The sequence below is a fragment of the Enterovibrio makurazakiensis genome (assembly GCF_050336585.1).
In the GTDB taxonomy this organism is placed as follows: Bacteria; Pseudomonadota; Gammaproteobacteria; order Enterobacterales; family Vibrionaceae; genus Enterovibrio; species Enterovibrio gelatinilyticus.
This window is the reverse complement of sequence record NZ_JAKJSE010000018.1, coordinates 65,108-90,481: the sequence shown is the minus strand read 5'-3', so window position 1 is coordinate 90,481 and position 25,374 is coordinate 65,108. Positions and strand designations below refer to the sequence as shown.

22 protein-coding genes are annotated in these 25,374 nt (G+C 48.2%); 16 read left to right on the top strand and 6 right to left on the bottom strand.

Annotated features, from left to right (window positions below; translation table 11 throughout):
• The first annotated feature begins 171 nt into the window (after nt 1-171).
• Nucleotides 172-408 (top strand): zinc ribbon domain-containing protein, encoded by a 237-nt coding sequence (locus tag L4D06_RS14415; RefSeq protein ID WP_429740132.1) that lies wholly within the window; start codon nt 172-174, stop codon nt 406-408.
• Between the two features lie 28 nt (nt 409-436).
• Here L4D06_RS14415 and xseA read toward each other — a convergent pair whose 3' ends face one another.
• A complete protein-coding gene (gene xseA, locus L4D06_RS14410) occupies nt 437-1,765 on the bottom strand; it encodes an exodeoxyribonuclease VII large subunit (RefSeq protein WP_429740130.1) in 1,329 nt (442 codons plus the stop codon).
• A 164-nt stretch (nt 1,766-1,929) separates the two neighbouring features.
• On the opposite strand from xseA, the gene guaB reads away from it, so the two are divergent.
• The 3 genes from guaB to L4D06_RS14395 all read left to right on the top strand — a co-directional run bounded on the left by guaB (nt 1,930) and on the right by L4D06_RS14395 (nt 7,055).
• Entirely contained in the window at nt 1,930-3,393 is a 1,464-nt protein-coding gene (gene guaB, locus L4D06_RS14405; RefSeq protein ID WP_274163599.1) for an IMP dehydrogenase, read from the top strand.
• A 179-nt stretch (nt 3,394-3,572) separates the two neighbouring features.
• Nucleotides 3,573-5,126 (top strand): glutamine-hydrolyzing GMP synthase, encoded by a 1,554-nt coding sequence (guaA, locus tag L4D06_RS14400; RefSeq protein ID WP_429740128.1) that lies wholly within the window; start codon nt 3,573-3,575, stop codon nt 5,124-5,126.
• A 369-nt stretch (nt 5,127-5,495) separates the two neighbouring features.
• Complete coding sequence (locus L4D06_RS14395; RefSeq protein WP_274163597.1) at nt 5,496-7,055, top strand: AbgT family transporter; 1,560 nt, start codon at nt 5,496-5,498, stop codon at nt 7,053-7,055.
• A gap of 213 nt (nt 7,056-7,268) precedes the next feature.
• Here the strand turns inward: L4D06_RS14395 and fghA are convergent, their stop codons facing one another.
• Together fghA and L4D06_RS14385 are read right to left on the bottom strand one after the other, a co-directional pair.
• On the bottom strand, nt 7,269-8,111 hold the full coding sequence (gene fghA, locus L4D06_RS14390; protein ID WP_429740125.1) for an S-formylglutathione hydrolase: 843 nt from the start codon (nt 8,109-8,111) through the stop codon (nt 7,269-7,271).
• Between the two features lie 58 nt (nt 8,112-8,169).
• Nucleotides 8,170-9,300, bottom strand: coding sequence for an S-(hydroxymethyl)glutathione dehydrogenase/class III alcohol dehydrogenase (locus L4D06_RS14385; RefSeq protein ID WP_274163595.1), 1,131 nt, complete (start codon nt 9,298-9,300; stop codon nt 8,170-8,172).
• A gap of 171 nt (nt 9,301-9,471) precedes the next feature.
• Between L4D06_RS14385 and L4D06_RS14380 the strand changes: the two genes are divergently transcribed.
• Complete coding sequence (locus L4D06_RS14380; RefSeq protein WP_429740123.1) at nt 9,472-10,404, top strand: LysR family transcriptional regulator; 933 nt, start codon at nt 9,472-9,474, stop codon at nt 10,402-10,404.
• Complete coding sequence (gene tadA, locus L4D06_RS14375) at nt 10,379-10,948, top strand: tRNA adenosine(34) deaminase TadA (RefSeq protein WP_429740121.1); 570 nt, start codon at nt 10,379-10,381, stop codon at nt 10,946-10,948. Before L4D06_RS14380 ends, tadA begins: the two co-directional genes overlap by 26 nt.
• Here tadA and L4D06_RS14370 read toward each other — a convergent pair.
• Both L4D06_RS14370 and mltF read right to left on the bottom strand, forming a co-directional pair.
• A complete protein-coding gene (locus L4D06_RS14370) occupies nt 10,945-11,106 on the bottom strand; it encodes a hypothetical protein (RefSeq protein WP_274163591.1) in 162 nt (53 codons plus the stop codon). The two genes, tadA and L4D06_RS14370, sit on opposite strands and share 4 nt — an antisense overlap.
• 258 nt (nt 11,107-11,364) lie before the next feature.
• Nucleotides 11,365-12,906: a membrane-bound lytic murein transglycosylase MltF gene (mltF, locus tag L4D06_RS14365; RefSeq protein ID WP_429740119.1), complete on the bottom strand. Its 1,542-nt coding sequence runs from the start codon at nt 12,904-12,906 to the stop codon at nt 11,365-11,367.
• Between the two features lie 311 nt (nt 12,907-13,217).
• Here mltF and purL point away from each other — a divergent pair, with 311 nt between their 5' ends.
• The 3 genes from purL to glnB all read left to right on the top strand — a co-directional run bounded on the left by purL (nt 13,218) and on the right by glnB (nt 18,199).
• On the top strand, nt 13,218-17,126 hold the full coding sequence (purL, locus tag L4D06_RS14360; RefSeq protein ID WP_429740230.1) for a phosphoribosylformylglycinamidine synthase: 3,909 nt from the start codon (nt 13,218-13,220) through the stop codon (nt 17,124-17,126).
• 172 nt (nt 17,127-17,298) lie between these two features.
• A complete protein-coding gene (locus L4D06_RS14355) occupies nt 17,299-17,736 on the top strand; it encodes a GNAT family N-acetyltransferase (protein ID WP_274163589.1) in 438 nt (145 codons plus the stop codon).
• A 124-nt stretch (nt 17,737-17,860) separates the two neighbouring features.
• A complete protein-coding gene (glnB, locus tag L4D06_RS14350) occupies nt 17,861-18,199 on the top strand; it encodes a nitrogen regulatory protein P-II (protein WP_028023696.1) in 339 nt (112 codons plus the stop codon).
• Between the two features lie 88 nt (nt 18,200-18,287).
• Here the strand turns inward: glnB and L4D06_RS14345 are convergent, their stop codons facing one another.
• Nucleotides 18,288-18,926 (bottom strand): YitT family protein, encoded by a 639-nt coding sequence (locus L4D06_RS14345; protein ID WP_274163588.1) that lies wholly within the window; start codon nt 18,924-18,926, stop codon nt 18,288-18,290.
• 451 nt (nt 18,927-19,377) lie between these two features.
• Here L4D06_RS14345 and glyA point away from each other — a divergent pair, with 451 nt between their 5' ends.
• The 7 genes from glyA (at nt 19,378) to nusB (ending at nt 25,327) form a co-directional block, all read left to right on the top strand.
• A complete protein-coding gene (gene glyA / locus L4D06_RS14340; protein ID WP_274163587.1) occupies nt 19,378-20,628 on the top strand; it encodes a serine hydroxymethyltransferase in 1,251 nt (416 codons plus the stop codon).
• A 140-nt stretch (nt 20,629-20,768) separates the two neighbouring features.
• Nucleotides 20,769-21,218 carry a transcriptional regulator NrdR gene (nrdR, locus tag L4D06_RS14335; RefSeq protein WP_028023693.1) on the top strand — a complete coding sequence of 150 codons (450 nt, stop codon included), beginning with the start codon at nt 20,769-20,771 and terminating at the stop codon, nt 21,216-21,218.
• 8 nt (nt 21,219-21,226) lie between these two features.
• Nucleotides 21,227-22,339 carry a bifunctional diaminohydroxyphosphoribosylaminopyrimidine deaminase/5-amino-6-(5-phosphoribosylamino)uracil reductase RibD gene (ribD, locus tag L4D06_RS14330; RefSeq protein WP_429740115.1) on the top strand — a complete coding sequence of 371 codons (1,113 nt, stop codon included), beginning with the start codon at nt 21,227-21,229 and terminating at the stop codon, nt 22,337-22,339.
• Nucleotides 22,340-22,347: 8 nt separating this feature from the next.
• A complete protein-coding gene (locus L4D06_RS14325) occupies nt 22,348-23,010 on the top strand; it encodes a riboflavin synthase (protein WP_274163585.1) in 663 nt (220 codons plus the stop codon).
• Nucleotides 23,011-23,092: 82 nt separating this feature from the next.
• Complete coding sequence (gene ribBA, locus L4D06_RS14320; protein WP_429740113.1) at nt 23,093-24,202, top strand: bifunctional 3,4-dihydroxy-2-butanone-4-phosphate synthase/GTP cyclohydrolase II; 1,110 nt, start codon at nt 23,093-23,095, stop codon at nt 24,200-24,202.
• Nucleotides 24,203-24,389: 187 nt separating this feature from the next.
• Nucleotides 24,390-24,860: a 6,7-dimethyl-8-ribityllumazine synthase gene (gene ribH, locus L4D06_RS14315; RefSeq protein ID WP_016959723.1), complete on the top strand. Its 471-nt coding sequence runs from the start codon at nt 24,390-24,392 to the stop codon at nt 24,858-24,860.
• Nucleotides 24,854-25,327 carry a transcription antitermination factor NusB gene (gene nusB / locus L4D06_RS14310; protein WP_420791200.1) on the top strand — a complete coding sequence of 158 codons (474 nt, stop codon included), beginning with the start codon at nt 24,854-24,856 and terminating at the stop codon, nt 25,325-25,327. Before ribH ends, nusB begins: the two co-directional genes overlap by 7 nt.
• Nucleotides 25,328-25,374: the final 47 nt, after the last annotated feature.

Genomic DNA, 25,374 nt, shown 5'->3' with positions numbered 1-25,374 from the left:
GAGGGTAGATCGCTGATCGGATCCCATAAATGCCTAGATCTGACGATCTTGATAGGATCCAGCGCGAGGCTGTTCTGTTTGATCTTCGATTTTAGTTAGAATAGCGCTTATCTATGATAGACAACATGTTGGACAGTTAAAGTGCGACATGGACCATTGAGAGGAAACAAAATGGAAAACAACTGCCCTGATTGTAATGAGTTAATGGGATGGGATAAGGGGAGTTATCATTGTGAGTCTTGCGATAAAATCTTTATAAAACAGGGGTATTGTCAGGTGTGCGATGCGCAGTTAGAAAAACTCCAAGCATGTGGCGCAACCAATTATTTTTGTAACCAGTGTAATGAACTGAAGTCGCGTTCAAGTGCGAACATCGTATTTGAGGCAAAAAAAACGGTGTCGTCATGACACCGCTTTAAAAGATAGTTGCGTGATCTTAGATCACGGTTGATTGGATCTCACCGCTCGATAACACCGTCGTGATCCGATCGCCTGACTTTACATCGTCCTGAGAACGGATAACTTTATTGTTGCTTGCGCGCGTGATCGAATAGCCGCGTGCGAGGGTTGCCAGTGGGCTCACCGCATCCAAGGTTTCCATTTGTAGCGCTAATTTGTGCTGCTGTTGGCGCAATTGCTGACGCATTGATTCAATCAAGCGTTGCTCGCTGTAACCAAGTTGCGCATTCAGCCCTGGCAATTGATTTGCAGGAGAAAAGCGATCTAAACGCTGGCTCGCTCTGTCTAGCCGCTGAGCATCCGTTTGAAGTTGCGTTCGCATGGATTGGTAAAGACGTCGCTCAAGCTCGTCAAACTGCTGTGCTTGCTGTTGTAGTCTCGCTTGAGGGTGATGCATTGCCAAGCGGTGCTGTAAGCGCGTGAGACGCTCCTGAGTGCGAGAGAGATGACGACTCAATACATGAGACAGCCTATCTACACGCTGTGAAAACTGCTGAGATCGAACAGACGTATCTCTGCTAACCAGTTCAGCGGCTGCTGAAGGAGTGGGGGCACGAACATCCGCCACAAAATCGGCGATGGTGACATCCACTTCATGACCTACGGCGCTCACAATGGGAATCGAACTGGCGGCAATGGTGCGGGCGACAATTTCTTCGTTAAAACACCACAGATCTTCTAATGAGCCGCCACCACGCCCTACAATCAGCACATCACATTCATCACGGCTGTTAGCTCGACCAATCGCCTGTGCAATCTGAATAGCAGCGTCTTTTCCCTGAACTTGAGTAGGGTAGATAACCACGGGTAGGCTGGGATCTCTGCGCTTTAATACGTGCAAAATATCATGAAGGGCCGCCCCCGTTTTTGATGTGATAATACCAACCCGTCTTGGTTGTTCAGGGAGTGTCTTTTTGGCGTGAGTTGCAAAAAGGCCTTCTGCTGCTAATTGCATTTTCAGTTTTTCAAATTGTTGTTGCAGCATGCCATCACCCTCTGGCTGCATGCTTTCAACAATAATCTGATAGTCGCCACGCGGTTCATACAAGGACAATCGGGCCCGAACTAACACTTGATTGCCATTGGTAGGCTTAAAGGTGACACGGCGGTTGTTGCCTTTGAACATGGCGCATTTGACTTGAGCGCGACTGTCTTTCAGCGTGAAATACCAGTGGCCAGATACAGGAACAGTGAGGTTTGAAATCTCACCAACCAACCAAACGATACCCATTTCGTTCTCAAGCAGAAGGCGAACTTCCGCATTTAAACGAGAGACAGTGAAAATGTTTTCGTTGGGGCTTGTCATGACCACTTAGCCTTAAATATCAGCGAGTTTTCGCAATGTTACTGGGGCAAAAAATGAATGCCAAACGTTTTCGTCAAAATCTATAGCCAAACGTTTGCGTCATCAGTATAATGCGGCGGCAATATTTAGTCCCCCCGTATTTAATTTTGGCGTGAGATATTGCAATGTTACGAATAGCTAAAGAAGCCCTAACTTTCGATGATGTATTGCTGGTTCCAGCACATTCCACAGTTCTTCCAAACACTGCCGACTTACGCACTCAACTGACGAAAACCATTTCGTTGAACATCCCAATGATCTCTGCGTCTATGGACACAGTGACTGAAGCGCGTTTGGCTATCGCACTGGCGCAGGAAGGCGGCATTGGCTTCATCCATAAAAATATGTCAATTGAACAGCAAGCTGAGATGGTTCACCAAGTGAAGATCTTTGAAGCTGGCGTTGTCACCCATCCAGTCACTGTTCACCCAGACGCGACAATCGCAGATGTTGTTGAACTCACCAAAAAGCATGGTTTTGCAGGTTTCCCTGTCGTCACCGAGAGTAACGAGCTTGTTGGTATCATTACTGGTCGTGATGTTCGCTTTGTGATTGACCTATCCAAGAAAGTCTCTGCTGTTATGACGTCTAAAGAGCGTCTGGCGTGTGTAAAAGAAGGCGCATGTCGCGAAGAAGTGCAAGAAAAAATGCACCAAGCTCGCGTTGAGAAAGTACTGGTTGTGAATGATGATTTCCAACTGACAGGTATGATTACCGCAAAAGATTTCCACAAAGCTGAAACCAAACCACACGCTTGTAAAGATGAGCAAGGTCGTCTGCGTGTTGGCGCGGCGGTGGGTGCAGGCGCAGGTAACGAAGAGCGCGTAAAAGCACTGGTTGAAGCAGGCGTGGACGTTCTACTTATTGACTCTTCACATGGCCACTCTGAAGGTGTACTAAACCGCATTCGCGAAACACGCGAAGCATACCCTGATCTCGACATCATCGGCGGCAACGTCGCAACGGGTGCGGGAGCGAAAGCCCTTATTGAAGCTGGTGTGAGCGCTGTTAAAGTGGGTATTGGCCCTGGCTCTATCTGTACTACACGTATCGTTACTGGTGTCGGTGTTCCTCAAATCACTGCGATTGCTGATGCTGTTGAAGTCGCAAATGGCTACGGTATTCCTGTTATTGCTGATGGCGGTATCCGTTTCTCTGGTGACATCTGTAAAGCCATCGCGGCTGGCGCATCGTGTGTCATGGTTGGCTCAATGTTTGCGGGTACAGAAGAAGCACCAGGTGAAGTGATCCTATACAACGGTCGTTCATACAAGTCTTACCGTGGCATGGGCTCACTGGGCGCAATGTCTCAAGGTTCTTCTGATCGCTACTTCCAATCTGACAATGCGGCAGACAAGCTTGTTCCTGAAGGTATCGAAGGTCGTATTGCATACAAAGGTCACTTGAAAGAGATCGTTCACCAGCAAATGGGTGGCCTGCGTTCAAGCATGGGTCTGACGGGTTCTGCGACGATCGAAGCAATGCGTACCAAGGCTGAGTTTGTTGTTATTTCCGGCGCGGGCATGGCGGAATCTCATGTGCATGACGTACAGATCACCAAAGAAGCACCGAACTACCGTCGCGGCTAAATGTTCATAAAGAACCCCTGACGTAAACGTTTGCTTTTTTTCTTGAAGCACTGATAGGAGGCGAGTAAACTCGCCTCGTTTTCATAACCCACAACCACAGCGTAGGAAAGAAAACCCATATGGTATGGGTCTTCCCAAGCGATAAAGCTTAGCTGGCGGTAACGATAAGACTGCTCAAAATGACTAAAGACATCCATGACCAACGCATTCTAATTTTGGATTTCGGTTCTCAATACACTCAACTAGTAGCACGCCGTGTACGCGAAATCGGTGTGTACTGTGAACTGTGGAGCTGGGATGTAGATGAAGCGGATATTCGTGAGTTCAATCCAGATGGCATTATCCTGTCTGGTGGCCCTGAGAGCGTGACAGAAGAAAACTCTCCGCGTGCTCCTCAATATGTATTCGATTCTGGCGTGCCAGTGTTTGGTGTATGTTACGGCATGCAAACCATGGCAGAGCAACTTGGCGGTAAAGTCGCGGGCTCTGACGAACGCGAATTTGGTTATGCAGCAGTACAGGTGACGGGTGATTCAGCACTGTTTGCTGGCCTAGAAACTACTCAAGATGTATGGATGAGCCACGGTGACAAAGTGGTCGAAATCCCATCTGACTTCGTGAAAATCGCGCAAACAGACACCTGTCCTTATGCTGCGATGGCAAACGAAGAGAAAAAATACTATGGCGTGCAGTTCCACCCAGAAGTAACGCACACCAAAAATGGCCTTAAGATGCTCGAAAACTTCGTACTGAACGTATGTGGTTGTGAGCGTTTGTGGACTGCTGAGTCAATTATCGAAGATGCGGTTGCTCGTATTAAAGAACAAGTCGGTGATGATGAAGTTATCCTTGGCCTGTCGGGTGGCGTGGACTCTTCTGTTGTTGCGATGCTTGCGCACCGTGCAATTGGTAACAAACTAACGTGTGTATTCGTTGATAACGGTCTGCTTCGCTTGAATGAAGGCCAGCAAGTGATGGACATGTTTGGTGATCACTTCGGCCTGAACATTGTTCACGTTAAAGCGGAAGATCGCTTCCTGTCTGCGCTGGAAGGCATTGCTGATCCAGAAGCGAAACGTAAGAAAATTGGTCACGTGTTCGTTGATGTGTTCGATGAAGAATCGAAGAAGCTGAAAAATGCTAAATGGCTGGCACAAGGTACTATCTACCCTGACGTGATCGAATCTGCAGCGTCTAAGACGGGTAAAGCGCACGTGATTAAATCTCACCATAACGTTGGCGGCCTGCCTGATGATATGGAAATGGGATTGGTTGAACCGCTGAAAGAGCTGTTCAAAGACGAAGTGCGTAAGATTGGCCTAGAGTTGGGTCTACCGTACAACATGCTTTATCGCCACCCGTTCCCAGGTCCAGGCCTAGGTGTTCGTGTGCTTGGCGAAGTGAAGAAAGAATACTGTGATTTGCTACGTCGTGCTGATGCTATCTTCATTGAAGAGCTGCATAAAGCTGACCTATACAACAAAGTATCTCAAGCGTTCACCGTATTCCTTCCTGTGCGCTCTGTAGGCGTGATGGGTGACGGTCGTAAATACGATTGGGTTGTGTCACTGCGTGCTGTTGAAACGATCGATTTCATGACTGCACATTGGGCACACCTGCCATATGATTTCTTGGGTAAGGTGTCTAACCGCATCATCAATGAAGTTGATGGCATTAGCCGCGTGGTTTACGACATTTCAGGTAAGCCACCTGCGACGATTGAGTGGGAATAATCTCCTAAATCGAATCAAGATTAGGCACGCTTAGCGTGCCTTTTTTATTATGCAGTCCTGTCTTAGTTTCCAATCCCTCTCAATACCGTGACGTTCGCTTTTTTTTCCTTGCCTAATACTCATGCTTTCTTCCCGAAGTAACATTTTATTTGGAATTGTTATCGCGCGGGATTAACGCTGTTTCCATTGTGTTTATTTGTTGTGTGTATATTGAATCAATATGCTTTTTTTGTGATTTTAATTGATATTTATGGCTACCAAATAATAAATAAGTATGTATTTTATGCTGTTGAATAATTATGACGTCTTTCGGATCTAAGGATTCAGAAAAGGCGAAGCAAACACACACAATTAACCATGGAGCTTTACATGAGTAACCATGCTATGGACAAAATTCCAGACGCGCCAAAGAGCGCAATGGACAAGTTTCTCAATGGGATTGAGAAAGCAGGGAACAAAATCCCTGATCCTGCATTACTGTTCTTCTACGGATTGTTAATCGTATGGGGGCTGTCTGCCGTTCTTTCTCAGGTTGATTTTGGCCTGATACACCCAATCTCTGGCCAGGCCGTCGAAATTAACAACCTTCTAACGGGTACTGCATTGGCAAACTTCCTTGCCAACATGGTGACCACCTTTACCAGCTTTGCTCCTATGGGTATCGTGCTTGTAGCGATGCTAGGCGTGGGCGTGGCTGATGCGTCAGGGTTTATTACCACTGGCCTGAAGAAAATGCTAAACGTGACGCCTAAGAAATTGCTGACACCAGCACTTATTTTGGTGGCAATCGTTTCTCACACTGCGGCGGATGCAGGCTACGTGCTTGTTATCCCTCTGGGTGGCATCATCTTCCACGCTGCAGGTCGTCACCCTCTTGTCGGTATTGCGGCTGCGTTTGCTGGTGTATCTGGTGGCTTCTCGGCGAACTTCGTGCCGGCGGGTATCGATCCATTGCTTGCTGGTTTCACACAGTCTGCGGCACAAGTGCTAGACAAAGACTACGTGGTTAACCCGCTGGCAAACATCTACTTCACTGGTTTGTCTTCGATTCTTATCGTGGCAATCGGTTGGTATGTGACTGAAAAAATCATTGAGCCACGCCTAAGCAAATTACCAATCGATGAAGATGCAGAAAAAGCACCTGATCTTGGTAGTTTCTCTGCAATTGAAAGCAAGGCATTTAACCGTGCAAGCCTTTCAATGCTTGCTGGTATCGCGTTGCTTATCTTTGCGTTGATTCCTGAAACGTCTGCGCTGCGTTCTCCTGAAGGTGAATTAACGGCGTTCTCTGCACCTTTGATGAAATCTATCGTGCCGCTGATCTTTATCCTGTTCGTGATTCCGGGCGTGGTATATGGACGCGTTGCGGGAACCTTCAAGAAGCAGGGTGACATCATTGTGGCAATGAGCCAGACCATGTCTACCATGGGTAGCTACTTGGTGATGTCTTTCTTCTGTGCACAGTTCCTTGCAGCATTTAGCCTATCAAACATTGGTACTTTGCTGGCATTGGAAGGCGCTGAACTTCTTAAAGCCTTGAACATGCCTGGTCAGTTGACCATCGTGGGTATGATTTTGCTGACGGCGTGTGTGAACCTATTGATTGGTTCGGCTTCAGCGAAGTGGGCGTTGATTGGTCCAATTCTTGTTCCTATGTTGATGGCGTTGGGTATTTCCCCTGAGTTGTCTCAGGCGGGCTATCGTGTTGGTGACTCTGTCTCTAACATTATTTCGCCGTTGATGGTCTTCTTCCCACTGGTTGTTGTTTACTGTCAGCGCTACGTGAAGACCACAGGTATTGGTACCTTGGCATCTATGATGATGCCTTACTCAATCGCTATGTTGGTGGGTTGGAGCCTATTCCTACTTGCTTACTGGGCGCTGGGCATCCCGCTAGGTATCCAAGCACCATACACTTACTCAATGTAAGCACTATTCAATTGGACGCGTCATTCCTAGGCGTGTTGCCTTGAATCAATCAAAAGCCTCGCCAATGTGCGGGGCTTTTTACTATCAATCGGATGAACAAGTTGGTTTCGCCAAACGATCTATACCCAAGCAACCTGAAGCTTTAGGTTGCGCGGTCTATTTAATAAAAAACCGGCAAGCGCCGGTTTTTTATATGTCTTTTTTGCTGAAATATTACTTCAGATGCTGCGCGTGAAAGCGAAGGTGATCATCAATGAAACTTGAGATGAAGTAATAGCTATGGTCATAGCCCTCTTGCATGCGCAACTCGAGTGGGTAACCGGCTTTTTCTGCGGCTAGCAGTAAATTTTCGGGTTTAAGTTGCTCGTGTAAAAACTGATCACCATCTCCTTGATCAATAAGCATCGGAAGATGTGTTTCCGCCTTTTTGATCAATGCGCACGCATCGTACTCCAGCCATGTTGAGGTATCCTCTCCCAAGTAATTTGAGAAGGCTTTTTGCCCCCAAGGCACGGCAGTTGGGTTAACGATGGGGCTGAATGCCGAGACAGAGCGGTAAGCGTCACTGTTTTTAAGCGCAATAGTGAGTGCGCCATGCCCACCCATACTGTGGCCCGAAATAGCTTTCACGTCACTGACAGGGAAATGGCCCTCTATCACCGCAGGCAACTCTTTGACGACATAGTCATACATATAGTAGTAACGGTTCCACGGCGCTTCGGTGGCATTCAAGTAAAAGCCTGCTCCAACACCAAAGTCATAGGCACCGTCAGGGTCATCAGGAATGTTGTCACCGCGAGGGCTAGTATCTGGCGCAACAATCGCAATACCAAGCTCTGCAGCTAACTGCAGCGCCCCCGCTTTTTGCATGAAGTTTTCGTCCGTACAGGTTAAACCTGATAGCCAATAGAGAACAGGAACTTTGTTGGACTCGGAAGCTTGTGGCGGCAGATAGATAGCGAAGCGCATGTCGCAATGCAAAGTTCTTGAAGTGTGAGTGTATTGCTTGTGCCACCCTCCAAAACTGCGATTGCTGCTGGTATTTTCAAGACTCATGATTGGCTCCATTCAAACCGCGTTTTACACCAAGGGTAAAACGCGGTTGTTGACTGAATTACTTGTCGAAGTGAATGACAGAACGAATGCTCTTACCTTCGTGCATTAGGTCAAACGCTTCGTTAACGCCATCTAGGCCCATGGTATGAGTGATGAAATCATCGAGTTTGAACTCACCCGCCAGGTAGCGCTCAACAATCTCTGGTAGCTCTGAGCGGCCTTTTACACCACCGAACGCCGAACCACGCCAAACGCGACCTGTTACTAATTGGAATGGACGGGTTGAAATTTCTTGGCCTGCGCCTGCAACACCAATGATCACTGACTCGCCCCAACCTTTGTGGCAGCACTCAAGCGCTGAACGCATGACGTTAACGTTGCCAATACACTCAAACGAGTAATCCACGCCGCCGTCAGTCATTTCGACGATCACGTCTTGAATTGGCTTGTCGAACTTGCTTGGATTGATGCAATCAGTCGCGCCCAACTTGGTGGCTAGTTCGAATTTACTTTCGTTCAAGTCGATACCAATGATGCGGCTGGCACCTGCCATTGCAGCACCGATAATGGCTGACAAGCCAATACCACCAAGACCGAAGACGGCAACGGTATCGCCTTTTTGCACTTTTGCTGTGTTCAGTACTGCGCCCATACCCGTAGTAACACCACAGCCTAACAAGCACACTTCTTCAAGCGGTGCGTCTTTGTTGACTTTTGCCAGTGAAATTTCTGGCAATACGGTGTACTCAGAAAACGTTGAACAGCCCATGTAGTGGTAAATCGGCTGGCCATCTTTGTAGAAGCGCGTTGTGCCGTCCGGCATTAGGCCTTTACCTTGGGTTTCACGAATTTTCTGACACAGGTTAGTTTTGCCTGATTTACAGAATTTACACTCACCACACTCTGGCGTGTAAAGTGGAATGACGTGGTCGCCAACTTGGACGCTGGTGACGCCTTCGCCGATTTGCTCAACGATACCGCCACCCTCATGACCAAGAATGGCTGGGAAAATGCCTTCTGGATCGTCACCCGACAGAGTAAATGCGTCAGTGTGACAAACACCTGTCGCAACAATGCGTACCAGTACCTCACCGGCTTTTGGTAACATGACATCCACTTCTTCGATACTCAGTGGTTTGCCAGCTTCCCAAGCAATTGCTGCGCGAGATTTAATAAATTGTTCCGCCATGACTCTTTCCTCTGTACATGTGAATTAGTTTCTATCGACTAACCCTAGATGATTTTTGATGCGAGTATGTGTCCACTTCTGTGACAACCCGATTTTCATGACCTAGTTTAATTGTTTCTTATGGGTTGATAATCCATAATATTAGCAATTAACTTTTACTGGTGTGTAACAATGGCAGATTGGCAGGGTGTCTCTGAGTTTGTGGCTGTGGTGGAAACAGCCAGTTTCACGAAAGCGGCAAAGCGGCTTGGGATATCAACGGCGCATGTTAGCCGACAGGTTGCCATGCTTGAAGATCGCCTTAATACTCGGTTGTTTTTTAGAACCACACGCCGTGTATCAACCACCGAGGAAGGGGATGTTTATTATCAGCACTGTCGCATGTTGGCTGACGCGCTGAAAGAGGCTGAAAGTGCGGTTACACAGCTTCAAAAAACACCCAATGGACATATTAAACTTACAGCACCCGTGACGTACGGCGAGAAAGTGGTGATGCCACTGATTCTCGACTTTATGGCGTTGCATCCTGAGATCCAAGTGGACGTCGATTTGACTAACACGCCATTGGATTTGATTGATTCAGGGTGCGATTTTGCGTTGCGATTAGGGCGATTGACCGATTCTTCGATGGTGTGTAAGCGCCTTGCGACACGTAAGTTGATTGTATGTGGCGCCCCACAATACTTGTCTAAATTTGGTACGCCCCATACGTTGTCAGAACTTCCCCAGTTTAATTGCTTACGCGGTCAGCATGATTACTGGCGTTTTCGCGAAAACGGAAAAGAGCGCACAGTGCGCGTAAAAGGAAACTTGCGTTGTAACAGCGGGGTCGGGCTGGTGGATGCTGCTACGCGTGGATTGGGTCTGGTGCAATTGCCAGATTACTATCTTCATGAAGCGCTAGATTCGGGTGAGTTAGTGCGCGTATTAACTGCCTATCAGGAATTGGAAGAGGGGATATGGGCGTTGTTTCCCCATCGTCGTTTGCAACCCATGCGGGTGAAAATGCTGGTGGATTATTTGGCGGATGGATTATCAAATGGAGCGACGTCAACACCAGTACTGAGTGATATACTGCATGTCGCAACATCTTCAGGCAGATAACACAGTGACTCAAGACGAAATCGATCAGCAATTTATGCAGCATGCAATGGTATTAGCCGCTCGGGCTGAAGCCAATGGAGAAGTACCCGTGGGGGCTGTAGTGGTTCTCAATGGAGAAGTGATTGGCGAAGGCTGGAACCGTCTTATTGGCCAACACGATGCCACCGCGCATGCAGAAATGATGGCTTTGCGTCAGGCTGGCCTAGTGCTGCAAAACTATCGACTATTAGATGCGGTTTTGTATGTCACCTTGGAGCCTTGCCCAATGTGCGCAAGTGCGATGGTGCATAGTCGTATTGGTAAAGTGATTTATGGCGCACCTGACTATAAAACGGGTGCGGCGGGCAGTGTGATGAACCTGTTGAGCTATGAAGGGGTGAACCATCACGTCGCGTATCAAGGTGGGGTGATGGAGGAGGAATGTCGAGCGCAACTTCAGGCTTTCTTTCGTCGACGTCGGGCCGAGAAAAAAACGGAACGAGATATGCGCAAAGGGTTATTAAATACTGATTCAAATAAGCCTGAATCATCAGCGAAAAATTAAAAACTCTCGTCCATCATTGCAAATTCACGAATCGCAAAGGTACGTTGACGCCAAAGCACTTTTTTCAGGTTAACGTTACGCATGCGCTTGCGACGGTTTGATGCTGAGCTGGAATTGCGTGAAAAGTTGGACTGGGTTTTACGCTTACTAGCAAACATATATTCAATTCCTTGTTAAGAAAAACGCAGCCATTGCTGCGTTTTTTGTCTCTCACACTGATGTTATAACCTGCCATTATGAACAATCTATGACAAATTCGTTGTCGACGTTGTATCAAGGTTTATACCAAACAACCTTTGCCAACATGCTTTTTATACCCCAAAAATCTGAAGATGCAGGATTCAGCGAGGTTTACTGAAATCGAGCATCTTCAGGTTGATTGGGTATATATATCGTCAGGTGAATTGAATGTAATATTATGACTTAGCCGTTGATGCTTCATCTGCGGATACAGATTCGTCAGTTTGGTTTTCTGCCTCCTCAGCATCTGATTGACCTTCGCCTTCTTCCTCTTCAACCATTTCAACATTAATGGTTTGCAGGCCTTCGAGATCATCGGCTTGCTCAGCGGCAATGGCTTGGGCTTGATCTTGCTCGTAGCCAACGATGCTTTGATAGTAGCGACGGATATTTTCTACATAGCTCAAGGCTTCATAGCCTCGTGCATATCCATAGCGTGTTTGAGTATGGTATTGGCGCTTGGCAAGCAGCGGTAAGCGCTGTTTCACATCAGCCCAAGAATCGGGGTTACCGCCTTGTGCTTTGGTTAATCGACGTGCGTCCATCATATGGCCAAAACCGATGTTGTATGATGCTAGCGCATACCAAATTTTCTCGTTCTCATTCACACTGTCTGGCACACGAAGCAGCATTTTGTGAAGATACTCTGCGCCCCCGCGAATGCTCTGCTCGGGATCAAGACGATTTTTAACGCCGACTGACTTTGCTGTCGGTAGGGTTAACATCATCATGCCGCGAACACCTGTCGGTGAAACCGCTTTCGGGTTCCAATGCGACTCTTGGTAAGAGAGTGCAGCCAACAAGCGCCAATCAAACTGATCAGCGTATTTCTTGAACAGTGGCTCCCACTGCGGCAGTTTGTTGTCGATGGCACGCAAAAATGCGCGGGTATCGACATAATCGAAGCTGTCTATGTGACCGAAATACTTTTCTTCTAATGCTGCCAATTCACCGCTTTGTGTCTTTTTGCCAAAGAATTCAATCATCAGTGCGTAAACGCTGTCATCTTGTGATTTCTTCATAAACCACGCGACAGGTTCGTCTTCAGTCAACTCCAGGGCCACGGTGATTTCAGGATGAATACGCTGGATCAACGCAATATCGACAGAATCTGCAATCGTGAAATCAAGTTGGCCATCCGCGACTTGCTTTAGCAGTTCGTCGTCATCTGTATCTTTCTCGCTTTCCCAGATCATGTCTGGGTATTCACGTTGAATAGATTGAAGAGTCAGAGAATGGCTTGAATCTTCCACCACCGCGACGCGAGCGCCATCTTTGTTGAGCTCAGATAAATTTCGTGGACGCCAATGGCCTTTTTTGTACACCAACTGTTGACTGACATAGTAATAAGAAGGACCTGGGCGAAAGCGTTCGAGGCGCGATTTGGTGATAGTAAGGCCTGCTGCAATGATATCAACATCACCGCGCTCCAAGGCTGGAAATAACCCAGACAGTGTATAGGCTGGTTGCATTTCAAGTTTTACACCGAGGCTTTGGGCAAATTGTGAAGCAAGCTCGAAATCTAGACCTGTCGGGCCATCAGGGCCGATATAGTAAGAAAGTTGGTTGTTCAGAGTGCCGACTCGCAATACGCCGCTATCACGAATTTTCTCTAGTTCCGTCCTGTCGTCATATGTCCATTCACAACCGGACAGAAAGAGCACGAGCAGGGTGCTGATAAGGAGTTGATAGGATCGTTTTACAGCGTTTGCGTTCAAAAAGTTATGCTCATTCTTAGTTGATTACCAACTGTTATATCAAAGGAGTCATCCCGCATAAAGTTATGCTGGATGGGTTACCTAGATTTCGACGGGTAATAGTGCCAGACATCGCCGATGAAAAAAAGTTACGCAAACGGTTGCGTCAGGTGTTACGTCGCTCACCTTTTTACCCTATAATACCGCCCCGAAGACCTTGTTAGAGGCTCAAAAGTGGTATCGACGTAGCTTTTCCATGAATGTTAGCAGGACTAATCATGGGGTTAGGTCAATGTCACTTTAATCCACCGCTAACCGAGAGACGTACGCACATGGAAATTTTGCGTGGTTCCCCCGCTCTGTCCGATTTTCGAGTCAATAAACTTTTAGAAAGCTGTCAGGCGAATGATTTGCCTGTTACTGGCCTCTATGCAGAGTATACCCATTTCGCTGATATCAGCGCGCCATTGAGTGAAGATGAGCAACAAAAGTTGGCTCGCCTTCTAACTTATGGACCAACCATCGCTGAACATGCACCAACAGGAACATTGATTCTTGTTACGCCACGTCCCGGCACCATTTCTCCTTGGTCCTCTAAAGCGACCGATATTGCGCATAACTGCGGATTAAACCAAATCAAGCGTCTTGAGCGCGGCACGGCATACTACGTTGAGCTATCTGCTGCACTGACCGACGTGCAAACAAATACACTGGTTGGGTTACTTCACGACCGCATGATGGAAGTGGTTTTTGCTGATATGGCAGACGCCTCTGCGCTGTTCATTGAAGCGACGCCTGCACCCGTGAAAGCCGTTGATGTACTTGATGGTGGTCGCGAAGCTTTGGTTACCGCAAACGTGGAACTGGGCCTTGCGCTTGCAGACGATGAAATTGATTACTTGGTGGAAAGCTTCATCAAACTGGGTCGTAACCCGAATGACATCGAATTGATGATGTTTGCTCAAGCGAACTCTGAGCACTGCCGTCATAAGATCTTCAACGCGGATTGGACGATCGATGGTGTTGACCAGGACAAGAGCCTGTTCAAGATGATCAAAAATACGTTTGAGCACAACAGTGAAAACGTGTTGTCGGCATACAAAGACAACGCCGCTGTTATGAAGGGCTCTGAGGTAGGTCGTTTCTTCCCGAACCCTGAATCTCGCCAATATAACTACCATCAGGAAGCGGCACACATCCTGATGAAAGTCGAAACACACAACCACCCAACGGCGATTTCTCCGTGGCCAGGCGCTTCTACAGGCTCTGGCGGTGAAATCCGCGATGAAGGCGCAACCGGTATTGGTGGCAAACCCAAAGCAGGTTTGGTTGGCTTTACGGTATCGAACCTTCGCATTCCGGGTTTTGAACAGCCTTGGGAAACAGATTTCGGCAAACCTGACCGTATCGTGAATGCGTTGGACATCATGCTTGAAGGCCCTCTGGGTGGCGCGGCATTTAACAACGAATTTGGTCGTCCGAACCTGTTGGGCTACTTCCGTACTTACGAAGAAAAAGTCACTTCGCATAACGGTGAGGAAGTACGTGGCTACCATAAGCCAATTATGATTGCTGGCGGCATGGGTAACATTCGCGAGCAACACGTACAGAAGAAAGAAATTCCGGTTGGCGCAAAGCTTATCGTGCTTGGCGGCCCTGCAATGAACATCGGTCTTGGCGGCGGCGCAGCCTCGTCAATGGCGTCGGGTCAGTCAGCAGAAGATCTCGATTTTGCATCAGTACAGCGTGAAAACCCAGAAATGGAACGCCGTTGTCAGGAAGTGATCGACCGTTGTTGGCAGTTGGGTGAAAACAACCCTATCGCCTTTATTCACGATGTGGGCGCGGGCGGTATTTCTAACGCATTGCCAGAATTGGTTGATGACGGCGAGCGTGGCGGTAAATTCCAGCTACGTGATGTACCGAATGACGAGCCAGGCATGAGCCCGCTAGAAATTTGGTGTAACGAATCCCAAGAACGCTATGTGATGGCGGTTGCGCCAGAAAACATGGCGGTGTTCGATGCGATTTGTAAGCGTGAGCGCGCGCCGTATGCCGTTGTAGGTGAAGCGACAGAAGAGCGTCACTTAACCCTTGAAGATGAGCATTTTGAGAACACGCCTATCGACATGCCGCTAGACGTGTTGTTGGGTAAACCACCGAAAATGCACCGCGACGTACAAACGCAGAAAGTTGAAGGCAAGCCGCTTGATCGCACTGCTATTTCCGTTGAAGACGCGTCACTTCGCGTATTGCGTCTGCCTTCTGTGGCAGAGAAAACCTTCCTTATCACTATCGGTGACCGCACGGTAACGGGCTTAGTTGCGCGTGACCAAATGGTGGGCCCTTGGCAGGTTCCTGTCGCTAACTGTGCGGTTACGGCAGCGAGTTATGACACGTACCACGGCGAAGCGATGTCTATGGGTGAGCGTACGCCAGTTGCTCTGCTTGATTTCGCTGCATCGGCACGTTTGGCAGTGGCAGAGTCACTGACTAACATCGCATGTTCTGACATTGGTGACCTGAAACGTATTAACCTTTCAGCTAACTGGATGGCAGCGGCGGGTCACCCGGGCGAAGATGCCGGCCTTTACGAAGCCGTGAAAGCGATCGGTGAAGAGTTGTGTCCTGCGCTTGATTTGACGATTCCAGTGGGTAAAGACTCGATGTCGATGAAAACCCGTTGGGAGCAAGATGGCGAGCAGAAAGAAAATACCTCACCACTTTCTTTGGTGATCACGGCATTCGGCCGTGTTGAAGATGTACGTAAAACGGTCACGCCACAACTTCGTACCGACAAAGGCGAGAGCGCATTGGTGTTGGTCGACCTTGGTCAAGGCCAAAACCGTCTCGGCGCAACCGCACTGGCACAGGTTTACAAACAGTTGGGTGACAAGCCTGCAGATGTTGATAGCCCTGAACTACTGAAAGGCTTCTTCAACGCGATGCAAACACTCGTGCGTGATGAAAAGCTTCTGGCTTACCACGACCGTGGCGACGGTGGCCTTTATGTCACTTTGGCAGAAATGGCGTTTGCGGGTCACGTTGGCCTTGAGGTGGACATCAATACCCTGTCTGCCACTGGCGAGTGTGATGACGAGATTGCAGCTCTGTTCAATGAAGAGTTGGGCGCGGTTGTTCAAGTTCGCACTGAAGATTTGGATGCAGTTCAATCGACTTTGGCTGCGCACGGCTTAGAAGCGTGTACCCATGTTATTGGTACGCTGAGCGATGAAGATACGGTTCGCATTTGGAATGGTGATGATTTGGTGCTGGAGCAAAACCGCACTGAGCTTCGCACTATCTGGGCGGAAACGACCCACAAAATGCAAGCAATGCGTGACAACCCAAGCTGTGCAGACCAAGAGTTTGCGGCGAAGAAAGATGTCACTGACCCAGGCTTGAGCGCAGCATTGTCGTTTGATGTGCAAGAAGACGTGGCTGCACCGTTCATCGCAACGGGCGCACGTCCTCAAATGGCGATCTTGCGCGAGCAAGGCGTTAACTCACACGTTGAAATGGCAGCGGCATTTGACCGCGCTGGCTTTGACGCGAAAGACGTTCACATGAGCGACGTACTGAGCGGCAACGTGACGTTGGAAGGTTTCAACGGCCTTGTGGCATGTGGCGGCTTCTCTTACGGTGACGTATTGGGCGCGGGTGAAGGTTGGGCGAAATCCATCCTGTTTAACGACATGGCGCGTGACCAATTTGAGCGTTTCTTCCACCGTGGCGATTCTTTTGCTTTAGGTGTATGTAATGGTTGTCAGATGCTGTCGAACCTTCATGACCTGATCCCGGGTGCAGATTTGTGGCCACGCTTTGTACGCAACGAATCTGAGCGTTTTGAAGCGCGTTTCAGCTTGGTAGAAGTGCAAGAAAACCCATCATTGTTCCTTGGTGGCATGGCAGGTTCTCGTATGCCTATCGCGGTTTCTCATGGTGAAGGCCGTGTGGAAGTGCGCAATGCTGAGCACCTTGCTGCGATTGAACAGTCAGGCGCAGTGGCACTGCGTTACTTAGATAACTTCGGCAAAGTGACGGAATCTTACCCATCTAACCCGAACGGTTCGCCAAACGGCATCACAGGTCTAACGACCACAGACGGTCGTGTGACTATCATGATGCCTCACCCTGAGCGTGTATTCCGTACCGTGGCAAACTCATGGCACCCAGAGAGCTGGGGCGAAGATAGCCCATGGATGCGCATGTTCCGCAATGCACGTGTCACGCTAGGTTAATGGTCACCATATCGCGCTAATTGCCAAACTTGTGACACAAGCCGCTACCTTCGGGTAGCGGTTTTTTTATCTCATTGCATGCGGTAATGACGAGAGGGTAAAGTAACGCGGTTGTGCTCGATCGACTGGTTAAGGCCGCCGGTTTGGGCATATAACGTATGGAGATATGCAAATGGACAGTGCAATTAGCTTAACGCTTATTCCAACAGGGCAGGTTCCAGAAACCCTTCAAGCCCGTTTTCCTTCTTTATCTGTTTTGGCAGATGCCTCAAGCGATCATGAATTACCCGTGCTGGTGGCCGAGAAAGACGGTAAACCTGTTGCCGTGGCTGTTTTGAAGCATGAAAAGCGCCACAACGGCATTATGGTCAATGATGCGACCATTACATTGCTCGAAGTCGACCAAGATTCTCGCCTTCAAGGTATAGGTAAGACGCTGCTCAACGCACTAGAAGCCTATGCCGCGACAGTCACCCATGAACTGAAAGTGGATTGTGGTGCGGTGATCGGACGTAAACCTATGCAAGCGCTATTAGCGCATTCTGGTTACCAATCGCCGTTTGCGTGTGAGAGTGCCAAAACGACGCAATGGAAAAAATCACTGATTTAACCTGCTCATTTTTAGCGAAAAGCGACGCGAAAATTACGCGAAGCAGGTAGGGTCGAGTTACAATGAAAACATTGACGCTAACGCTTTGGTAAAACTTAAAGCGGGAATTTAAAGGGAATGCTAAATGAAAAAAATTGAAGCGATTATTAAGCCGTTCAAACTTGATGATGTGCGTGAAGCGCTAGCGGAAGTTGGCATCACAGGCATGACGGTCTCAGAAGTGAAAGGTTTTGGTCGTCAGAAAGGCCACACTGAGCTGTACCGTGGTGCTGAGTACATGGTCGACTTCTTACCAAAAGTGAAGTTGGAAATTGTCGTTTCCGATGATGCCGCTGACCGATGTGTAGAAACCATTGTTGAAACAGCACAAACTGGCAAAATCGGTGATGGTAAAATCTTCGTGACGGAAATCGAACGCGTAGTGCGTATCCGTACAGGCGAAGAAGACGAAGAAGCGATTTAATCGACTTTCTTGGTATACAAATGCCTCCCTTTGGGAGGCTTTGTTGTTTTATCAATCAGATTTTTGCTATCAATTTTACTACGAATGCTCAGTAACACACCACATAGCGATCAGGTCTGTGATTCATGGTGAGCACTAGATTCAACACAAACGCTCCCAGCACCGAACATACCAGCAACCATGGTGATACGAAGAAGAAAGACGCGAGTAAAATCGTAATATCAATCGCCATTTGAACATTACCGGCTCTCACGCCAAATCTATCCTGACAGATCAGTGCAAGCACATTGAAGCCACCTAAGCTGGCATTGTGGCGGAAAATCATCAGCATGCCCACACCCATTAGTAACCCACCAATGAGCCCGCAATACATCGGCGACAGCCACTCAATAGTGAATACGCGAGCGATATGGTCAACGATAAGTGACACCATGCCTCCTGCAAAGACGCTGCGCAGCGCGAACTCTTTTCCGAAGCGCTTCCAACCCATCAGGTAAAAAGGGATATTGAACAGAAAGTAGAGCGTACCAAATGACAGGTCGACAAATTGCGTGACGAGCAAAGCGAGACCCGTCGTCCCTCCAGTAAGTAGCCCTGCTTGTTGAAGGAAATACACCCCCTGAGCAACAAGAAATGTGCCGGACAGAATGGCAATCAAATCTTCAGTAGTGTTATGTTTTGGTGCATGGATCAAGGTGTCTACTCCCAAGAAAACGAAAAACTGCATGTCGTGAATCAAGGCAAAAGTGGCGCAGCGGCATGCAAGGAAGATCAAAATTCAGGGCATCTTAATGATTATGCAAAAAGTAGAAAAGAGTGAGGGGAAACTTAGCTTTACGAGGGTGTCAGCGCTTGGTTACGCAGTGTAAACATCAAGGGTTTACACTAGAGCATTTTGGTTAAAATGAATTCAATTCATGGCGAGAATGAAAAATGACCATGTTTACGCGGATAAAAAAAATGTGATTGCTACTACCTGTTGCGCAACAAATTTTGTAGAATCGCAGCGATAGGATGGTCATGACGAAAACGTTTGCGTCCGCATGGATACAGACATGATTGAATTGACAACATTAACCCATTCTGGGGTTACAACCAGGTTGTCCTAATGGTTTGAATTTGACGAGTCATTTGGTCAACTTGGTTACATTGGGAATTGTCTGAGTCAGGAGATACAGATGCTAAAGCGTGACATGAATATTGCTGATTACGATCCGGAACTATTTACCGCGATTCAAGAAGAAACAGCACGTCAGGAAGAGCACATTGAGCTCATCGCGTCAGAAAACTACACCAGTCCTCGTGTTATGGAAGCGCAAGGTTCCCAGCTAACCAACAAATACGCCGAAGGTTACCCGGGAAAGCGTTATTATGGCGGTTGTGAGTTTGTAGACAAAGCCGAAGCACTGGCGATTGACCGTGCATGTGAATTGTTTGGCGCAGAGTACGCGAACGTGCAACCACACTCAGGTTCACAGGCGAACAGTGCAGTGTACATGGCGTTGCTTAACCCAGGCGACACTGTTTTAGGTATGAGCTTGGCGCACGGTGGTCACTTGACTCACGGCTCACCAGTTAACTTCTCTGGTAAGCACTACAACGTGATTCCTTACGGTATCGATGAAGCTGGCCAAATCAACTATGACGAAATGGAAGCGCTAGCGCTAGAGCACAAACCTAAGATGATTATCGGTGGTTTTTCTGCTTACTCTCAAATCGTTGATTGGGCTCGTATGCGTGAAATCGCTGACAAAGCAGGCGCTTACCTGTTTGTTGATATGGCGCACGTTGCAGGCCTAATTGCTGCTGGTGTTTACCCAACACCAATCCCACATGCGCACATTGTTACCACAACGACGCATAAAACATTGGCAGGTCCACGTGGTGGTTTGATCCTTTCGAACGCTGGCGAAGACATGTACAAGAAGCTGAATTCAGCAGTATTCCCTGGTGGTCAAGGCGGTCCTTTGATGCACGTTATCGCTGCAAAAGCGGTCGCATTCAAAGAAGCGATGGAGCCGGAATTCAAAGCGTACCAGCAGCGTGTTGTTGATAACGCAAAAGCCATGGTTGCTCAGTTCCAAGAGCGCGGTTACAAAATCGTCTCTAACAGTACTGAAAACCACCTGTTCTTGGTTGATCTGATCGACAAAGACATCACAGGTAAAGAAGCAGATGCAGCACTGGGTGCGGCAAACATCACTGTGAACAAAAACAGTGTGCCAAACGACCCTCGTAGCCCGTTTGTGACGTCTGGCATTCGCGTTGGTTCTCCTGCAATCACTCGTCGTGGCTTTACTCAAGACGATGCAAAAGAACTCGCAAACTGGATGTGTGACGTGTTAGACAACATTGAAAACCAAGATGTTATCAATGCAACCAAAGCGAAAGTGCTTGATATCTGTAAGCGTCTTCCTGTTTACGCGTAACGCAGTATTCATCCATTTCTAGATGGATTGATGAAAAAAAGCACCTTTGGGTGCTTTTTTTGTATTCGAAATACTCGCAACACCTCTTACCCTTGCGCCTAAATCGGTTACACTGTCTTCCAATTGTTTAAGGAGGCGACATGCACTGTCCATTTTGTGGTGCGAATGACACCAAAGTCATTGATTCACGTTTGGTTGCAGACGGCCATCAAGTGCGTCGTCGTCGCCAGTGTTTGGCGTGTAGCGAGCGATATACCACGTTTGAAACTGCAGAGTTGGTGATGCCACGCATCATCAAAACAAATGGGAACAGAGAACCATTTGACGAAGATAAACTGCGCGGTGGTATACAGCGTGCTCTGGAGAAGCGTCCTGTAAGCACGGACGATATCGAAAAATCCATTAATACCATCAAATCCACCATACGAGCCACCGGTGAGCGAGAAGTCTCGTCTACCATGGTGGGTAACTTGGTCATGGACGCGCTGAAAGAACTCGATAAAGTGGCGTACATTCGCTTTGCATCTGTGTATCACAGCTTTGAAGACATCAGAGATTTTGGCGAAGAAATTGCGCGTTTAGAAAAGTAAGCGGTGACATGTTTTCTCAATTCGATACAGACATGATGTCGCGTGCCATTGATTTGGCAAAGCGCGGCATCTATACCACAGCACCTAACCCCAATGTTGGCTGTGTTATCACTCAAGGTGATGACATTGTGGGTGAGGGCTTTCATTTTCGCGCGGGTGAACCTCACGCCGAAGTCTTTGCGTTACGTGCCGCAGGCGAAAAAGCCAATGGTGCGACAGCTTATGTAACGCTTGAACCTTGCTCCCATTTTGGCCGAACGCCGCCGTGTGCTGACGCGTTGATTGCAGCTAATGTTAGCCGCGTGGTGTGTGCCATGGTCGACCCTAACCCTAATGTCGCGGGTCGCGGAATTCAGCGTTTACGTGATGCGGGTATTCAGGTGGATGTTGGCCTTTTGCAACCGCAAGCAGAGGCCTTAAACCCGGGTTTCATTAAGCTGATGAAAACGGGTATGCCTTACGTGCAACTCAAGCTTGCGGCCAGTCTTGATGGACGTACAGCATTAGCGAATGGAAAAAGCCAATGGATCACTGGCCCTGAAGCGCGTGCTGATGTGCAAGTTTTCCGTGCAAAGGCTGGGGCTGTTCTCTCGACCAGTCAGACAGTGTTCGATGATAACCCGTCGCTCAACGTGCGCTGGGAGCAACTCCCCCTTGATGTTCAAGCTGACTACGACATTAAAACACTTCGCCAACCTATACGTGTGATCTTAGATGCCGATGCCAAAGTGAAAATAGACGCGCAGTTGTTTTCGCTAGACGGTGAAGTGCTCCTTGTTACAGCAACCCCCCAAGCCGTATCTTTGGGTGATGACGTTGAAGTGATTCAGGTGAACCGCCAAGGCAATGGACTAAACTTGTCTGCGACATTACGAGCACTGGCATCCAAAGGCATTAATCATATTTGGGTTGAGGCAGGCGCGACGCTAGCGGGCAGTTTGCTGAACGCTGATCTTGTTGATGAGCTTATTGTGTATCAAGCCCCTAAACTGATGGGACAAGACGCACGTGCACTCGCTAATTTTGGCGGTTTAACCGCGATGGAACAAGTGCCTTCTTTTGATTTGACGGACGTGTGCCAAATTGGCAATGACGTACGTCTTCGTATGAAAAAGCAGTAAAGAATTATATGTTTACAGGAATTATTGAAGCGGTTGGTCGCATTGGGAAGATCACGCCAAAAGGCAAAGATATCTCACTGACAATCGAAAGTGGGAATCTTGATTTATCCGATGTGAAGCTGGGTGACAGTATCGCCACGAATGGTGTGTGCTTAACCGTGGTGTCGTTGACTGGTCACGGTTATGTCGCTGACTTGTCGCTAGAGACGCTTCAGCGCACGGCATTTACGAACTATCAAGCTGGGCAGGCCGTCAATCTAGAAAAAGCCATGTTACCGACCACACGTTTCGGTGGACACATGGTATCTGGTCATGTCGATGGCTTGGCGACCGTCGTGTCACGTCATGAATCAGGGCGGGCGATTGAGTTTTGGCTGGAAGCACCAGTCAGTCTTGCAAAGTACTTGGCTGAAAAAGGCTCAGTGACCGTTGATGGCATTAGTTTGACCATTAATGACATTGACGGTAACCGCTTTAAGTTGACCATCGTGCCTCATACTGCACTGGAAACAACCATTGAAACCTTAAATGTCGGGCAACAAGTCAATCTGGAAGTGGACGTGATTGCTCGCTATTTAGAGCGTTTAATGATGGGCGATCGCGCCGCACAGCAATCCGGTGCCGGTGGTTTAACCATGGCGAAATTAGCAGAATCAGGTTTTCTTAGATAGCCATCACGACAAAGCCTCGTGACGCTATCAGTAAATAAAATATACCGTGCCGATGAGCACTGACAGTGACAGGGATAGAACAATGCCGATCAGTAGCGCTGCAGAAATCATTGACGATATTCGTCAGGGAAAAATGGTCATCTTGATGGATGATGAGGACCGAGAGAATGAAGGCGATCTGATCATCGCCGCTGAAAAAATTTCTCCCGAAGCGATCAATTTCATGGCGATGTATGGACGTGGTTTGATTTGCTTAACCATGACCAAAGACCATTGCCAACGCCTTGGCTTGCCATTGATGGTTAGCGATAACAATGCACAGTTCTCGACGGCATTTACGGTATCGATTGAAGCGGCAACGGGCGTAACAACAGGTATTTCTGCCGCAGATCGTGCTCGCACGGTAGAAGCGGCGGTAGCGTCAAATGCTGTCGCTGCCGACTTAGTGCAACCCGGACACATTTTCCCATTGATGGCGCAAGATGGTGGCGTATTGACACGTGCTGGGCACACCGAAGCTGGGTGTGATTTGGCACGTTTAGGTGGATGTTCTCCGTCTGCGGTGATTGTGGAAATACTGAATGAAGACGGTACCATGGCGCGTCGTCCTGATCTTGAAGTGTTTGGTGAAAAGCATGGCATCAAGTTGGGTACGATTGCTGATCTCATCGAGTACAGAAACAATCATGAAACCACCATTGAGCGTGTGGCGAAGTGTACGTTGCCGACTGAACACGGTGAATTTGATTTAATCACCTACCGTGACACGATTGATAACCAAGTTCACTACGCGCTACAAAAAGGCGAAGTGTCTAACCAGCCGACGCTAGTGCGTGTGCATCTTCAAGATACCTTTACGGATCTTCTCCATTCTGATCGCTCAGCAGAGCGCAGTTGGTCGCTGACAGATGCTATGAAGCGTATTAATGCTGATGGCGGCGTGTTGGTCATTCTGGGTAAAGAAGAATCATCAGACAGTATTGTTCATCGCGTCAAAACCTTTGAAGCACAAGATAACGGCGACCAGCCAGCCTCTGCTAAGTGGCAAGGTACGAGCCGCCGCGTAGGGGTTGGCTCGCAGATTTTGGCTGACTTAGGGGTGACAGAAATGCGTTTATTGTCATCGCCGAATAAGCGTTATCATGCGTTATCGGGCTTTGGCTTGAAGGTTGTGGAATACGTTTGCGACTAAATTGAAGGGCAATTTGTCAAAAAGGTGTTTGAGAGGCGCAGCAATGGCTGCGTTTTTTCGTTATACGAAAAGGGTTTCCTCCCGTTGCAGCACAAGAGGCAATAGGGATAAGCGCTGGATGCTTTGCAGAAAAGTATGATAGAATCCCGCGGTTTCTAAATCCGGATAAAAAGTCACAGGAAGGCCCATGAAGGTAATCGAAGGTGCATTCGCAGCACCAAATGCTCAAGTCGCTATCGTTATATCTCGTTTCAACAGCTTCATTAACGAAAGTCTGCTGGACGGTGCTATTGATGCGCTGAAGCGTCAGGGCCAAGTTAGCGAAGAAAATATCACTGTAGTACGTTGCCCAGGCGCTTATGAGCTGCCATTGGTTGCTCAACGTGTTGCAAAAAGCGGTCGTTACGACGCAATTATCGCTCTAGGATCAGTGATCCGCGGCGGTACGCCACATTTTGACTATGTGGCCGGAGAATGTAACAAAGGTTTGGCACAAGTGGCGCTAGAGTTTGATACTCCAGTTGCTTTCGGCGTGCTGACCGTAGATACCATTGAACAAGCCATCGAACGCGCGGGTACCAAGGCTGGTAATAAAGGGGCAGAGGCTGCACTAAGCGCGCTTGAAATGGTAAATGTCCTGTCCCAAATCGAATCCTAACGGGGGTTATCGTGAAACCAGCCGCACGACGCAATGCGCGTCATTTTGCACTACAAGCCATCTATTCATGGCAATTGACCAAAGGCAACGTTGCTGATATCGAAGCACAGTTTCTAGCGGCAGATAACTACGAAGAAGAAGAACACCAAGCTGAAGAGCCACGTCTTCGTCAACCAGATACGGATGTTGAATACTTCCGTGATCTGTTTTCAGGTGTGGTGTTGAATCATCAAGAAATGGACAGCAAAATGCGTCCATACTTGTCTCGTCCAATCCAAGATTTGGATGAGATGGAACACGCATTGCTACGTCTTGCTATGTATGAACTGTGCAAGCGTCAAGATGTTCCTTACAAAGTGGTTATCAACGAAGCTATCGAGTTGGCGAAGCGTTTTGGCGCTGAAGACAGCCACAAATTCGTGAACGGGGTGCTGGATAAAGCAGTACCAACCCTGCGAAAGAAATAAAAATACAGTAATTCCAAAGGCCAGCCTCGCTGGCCTTTTTCTTATTC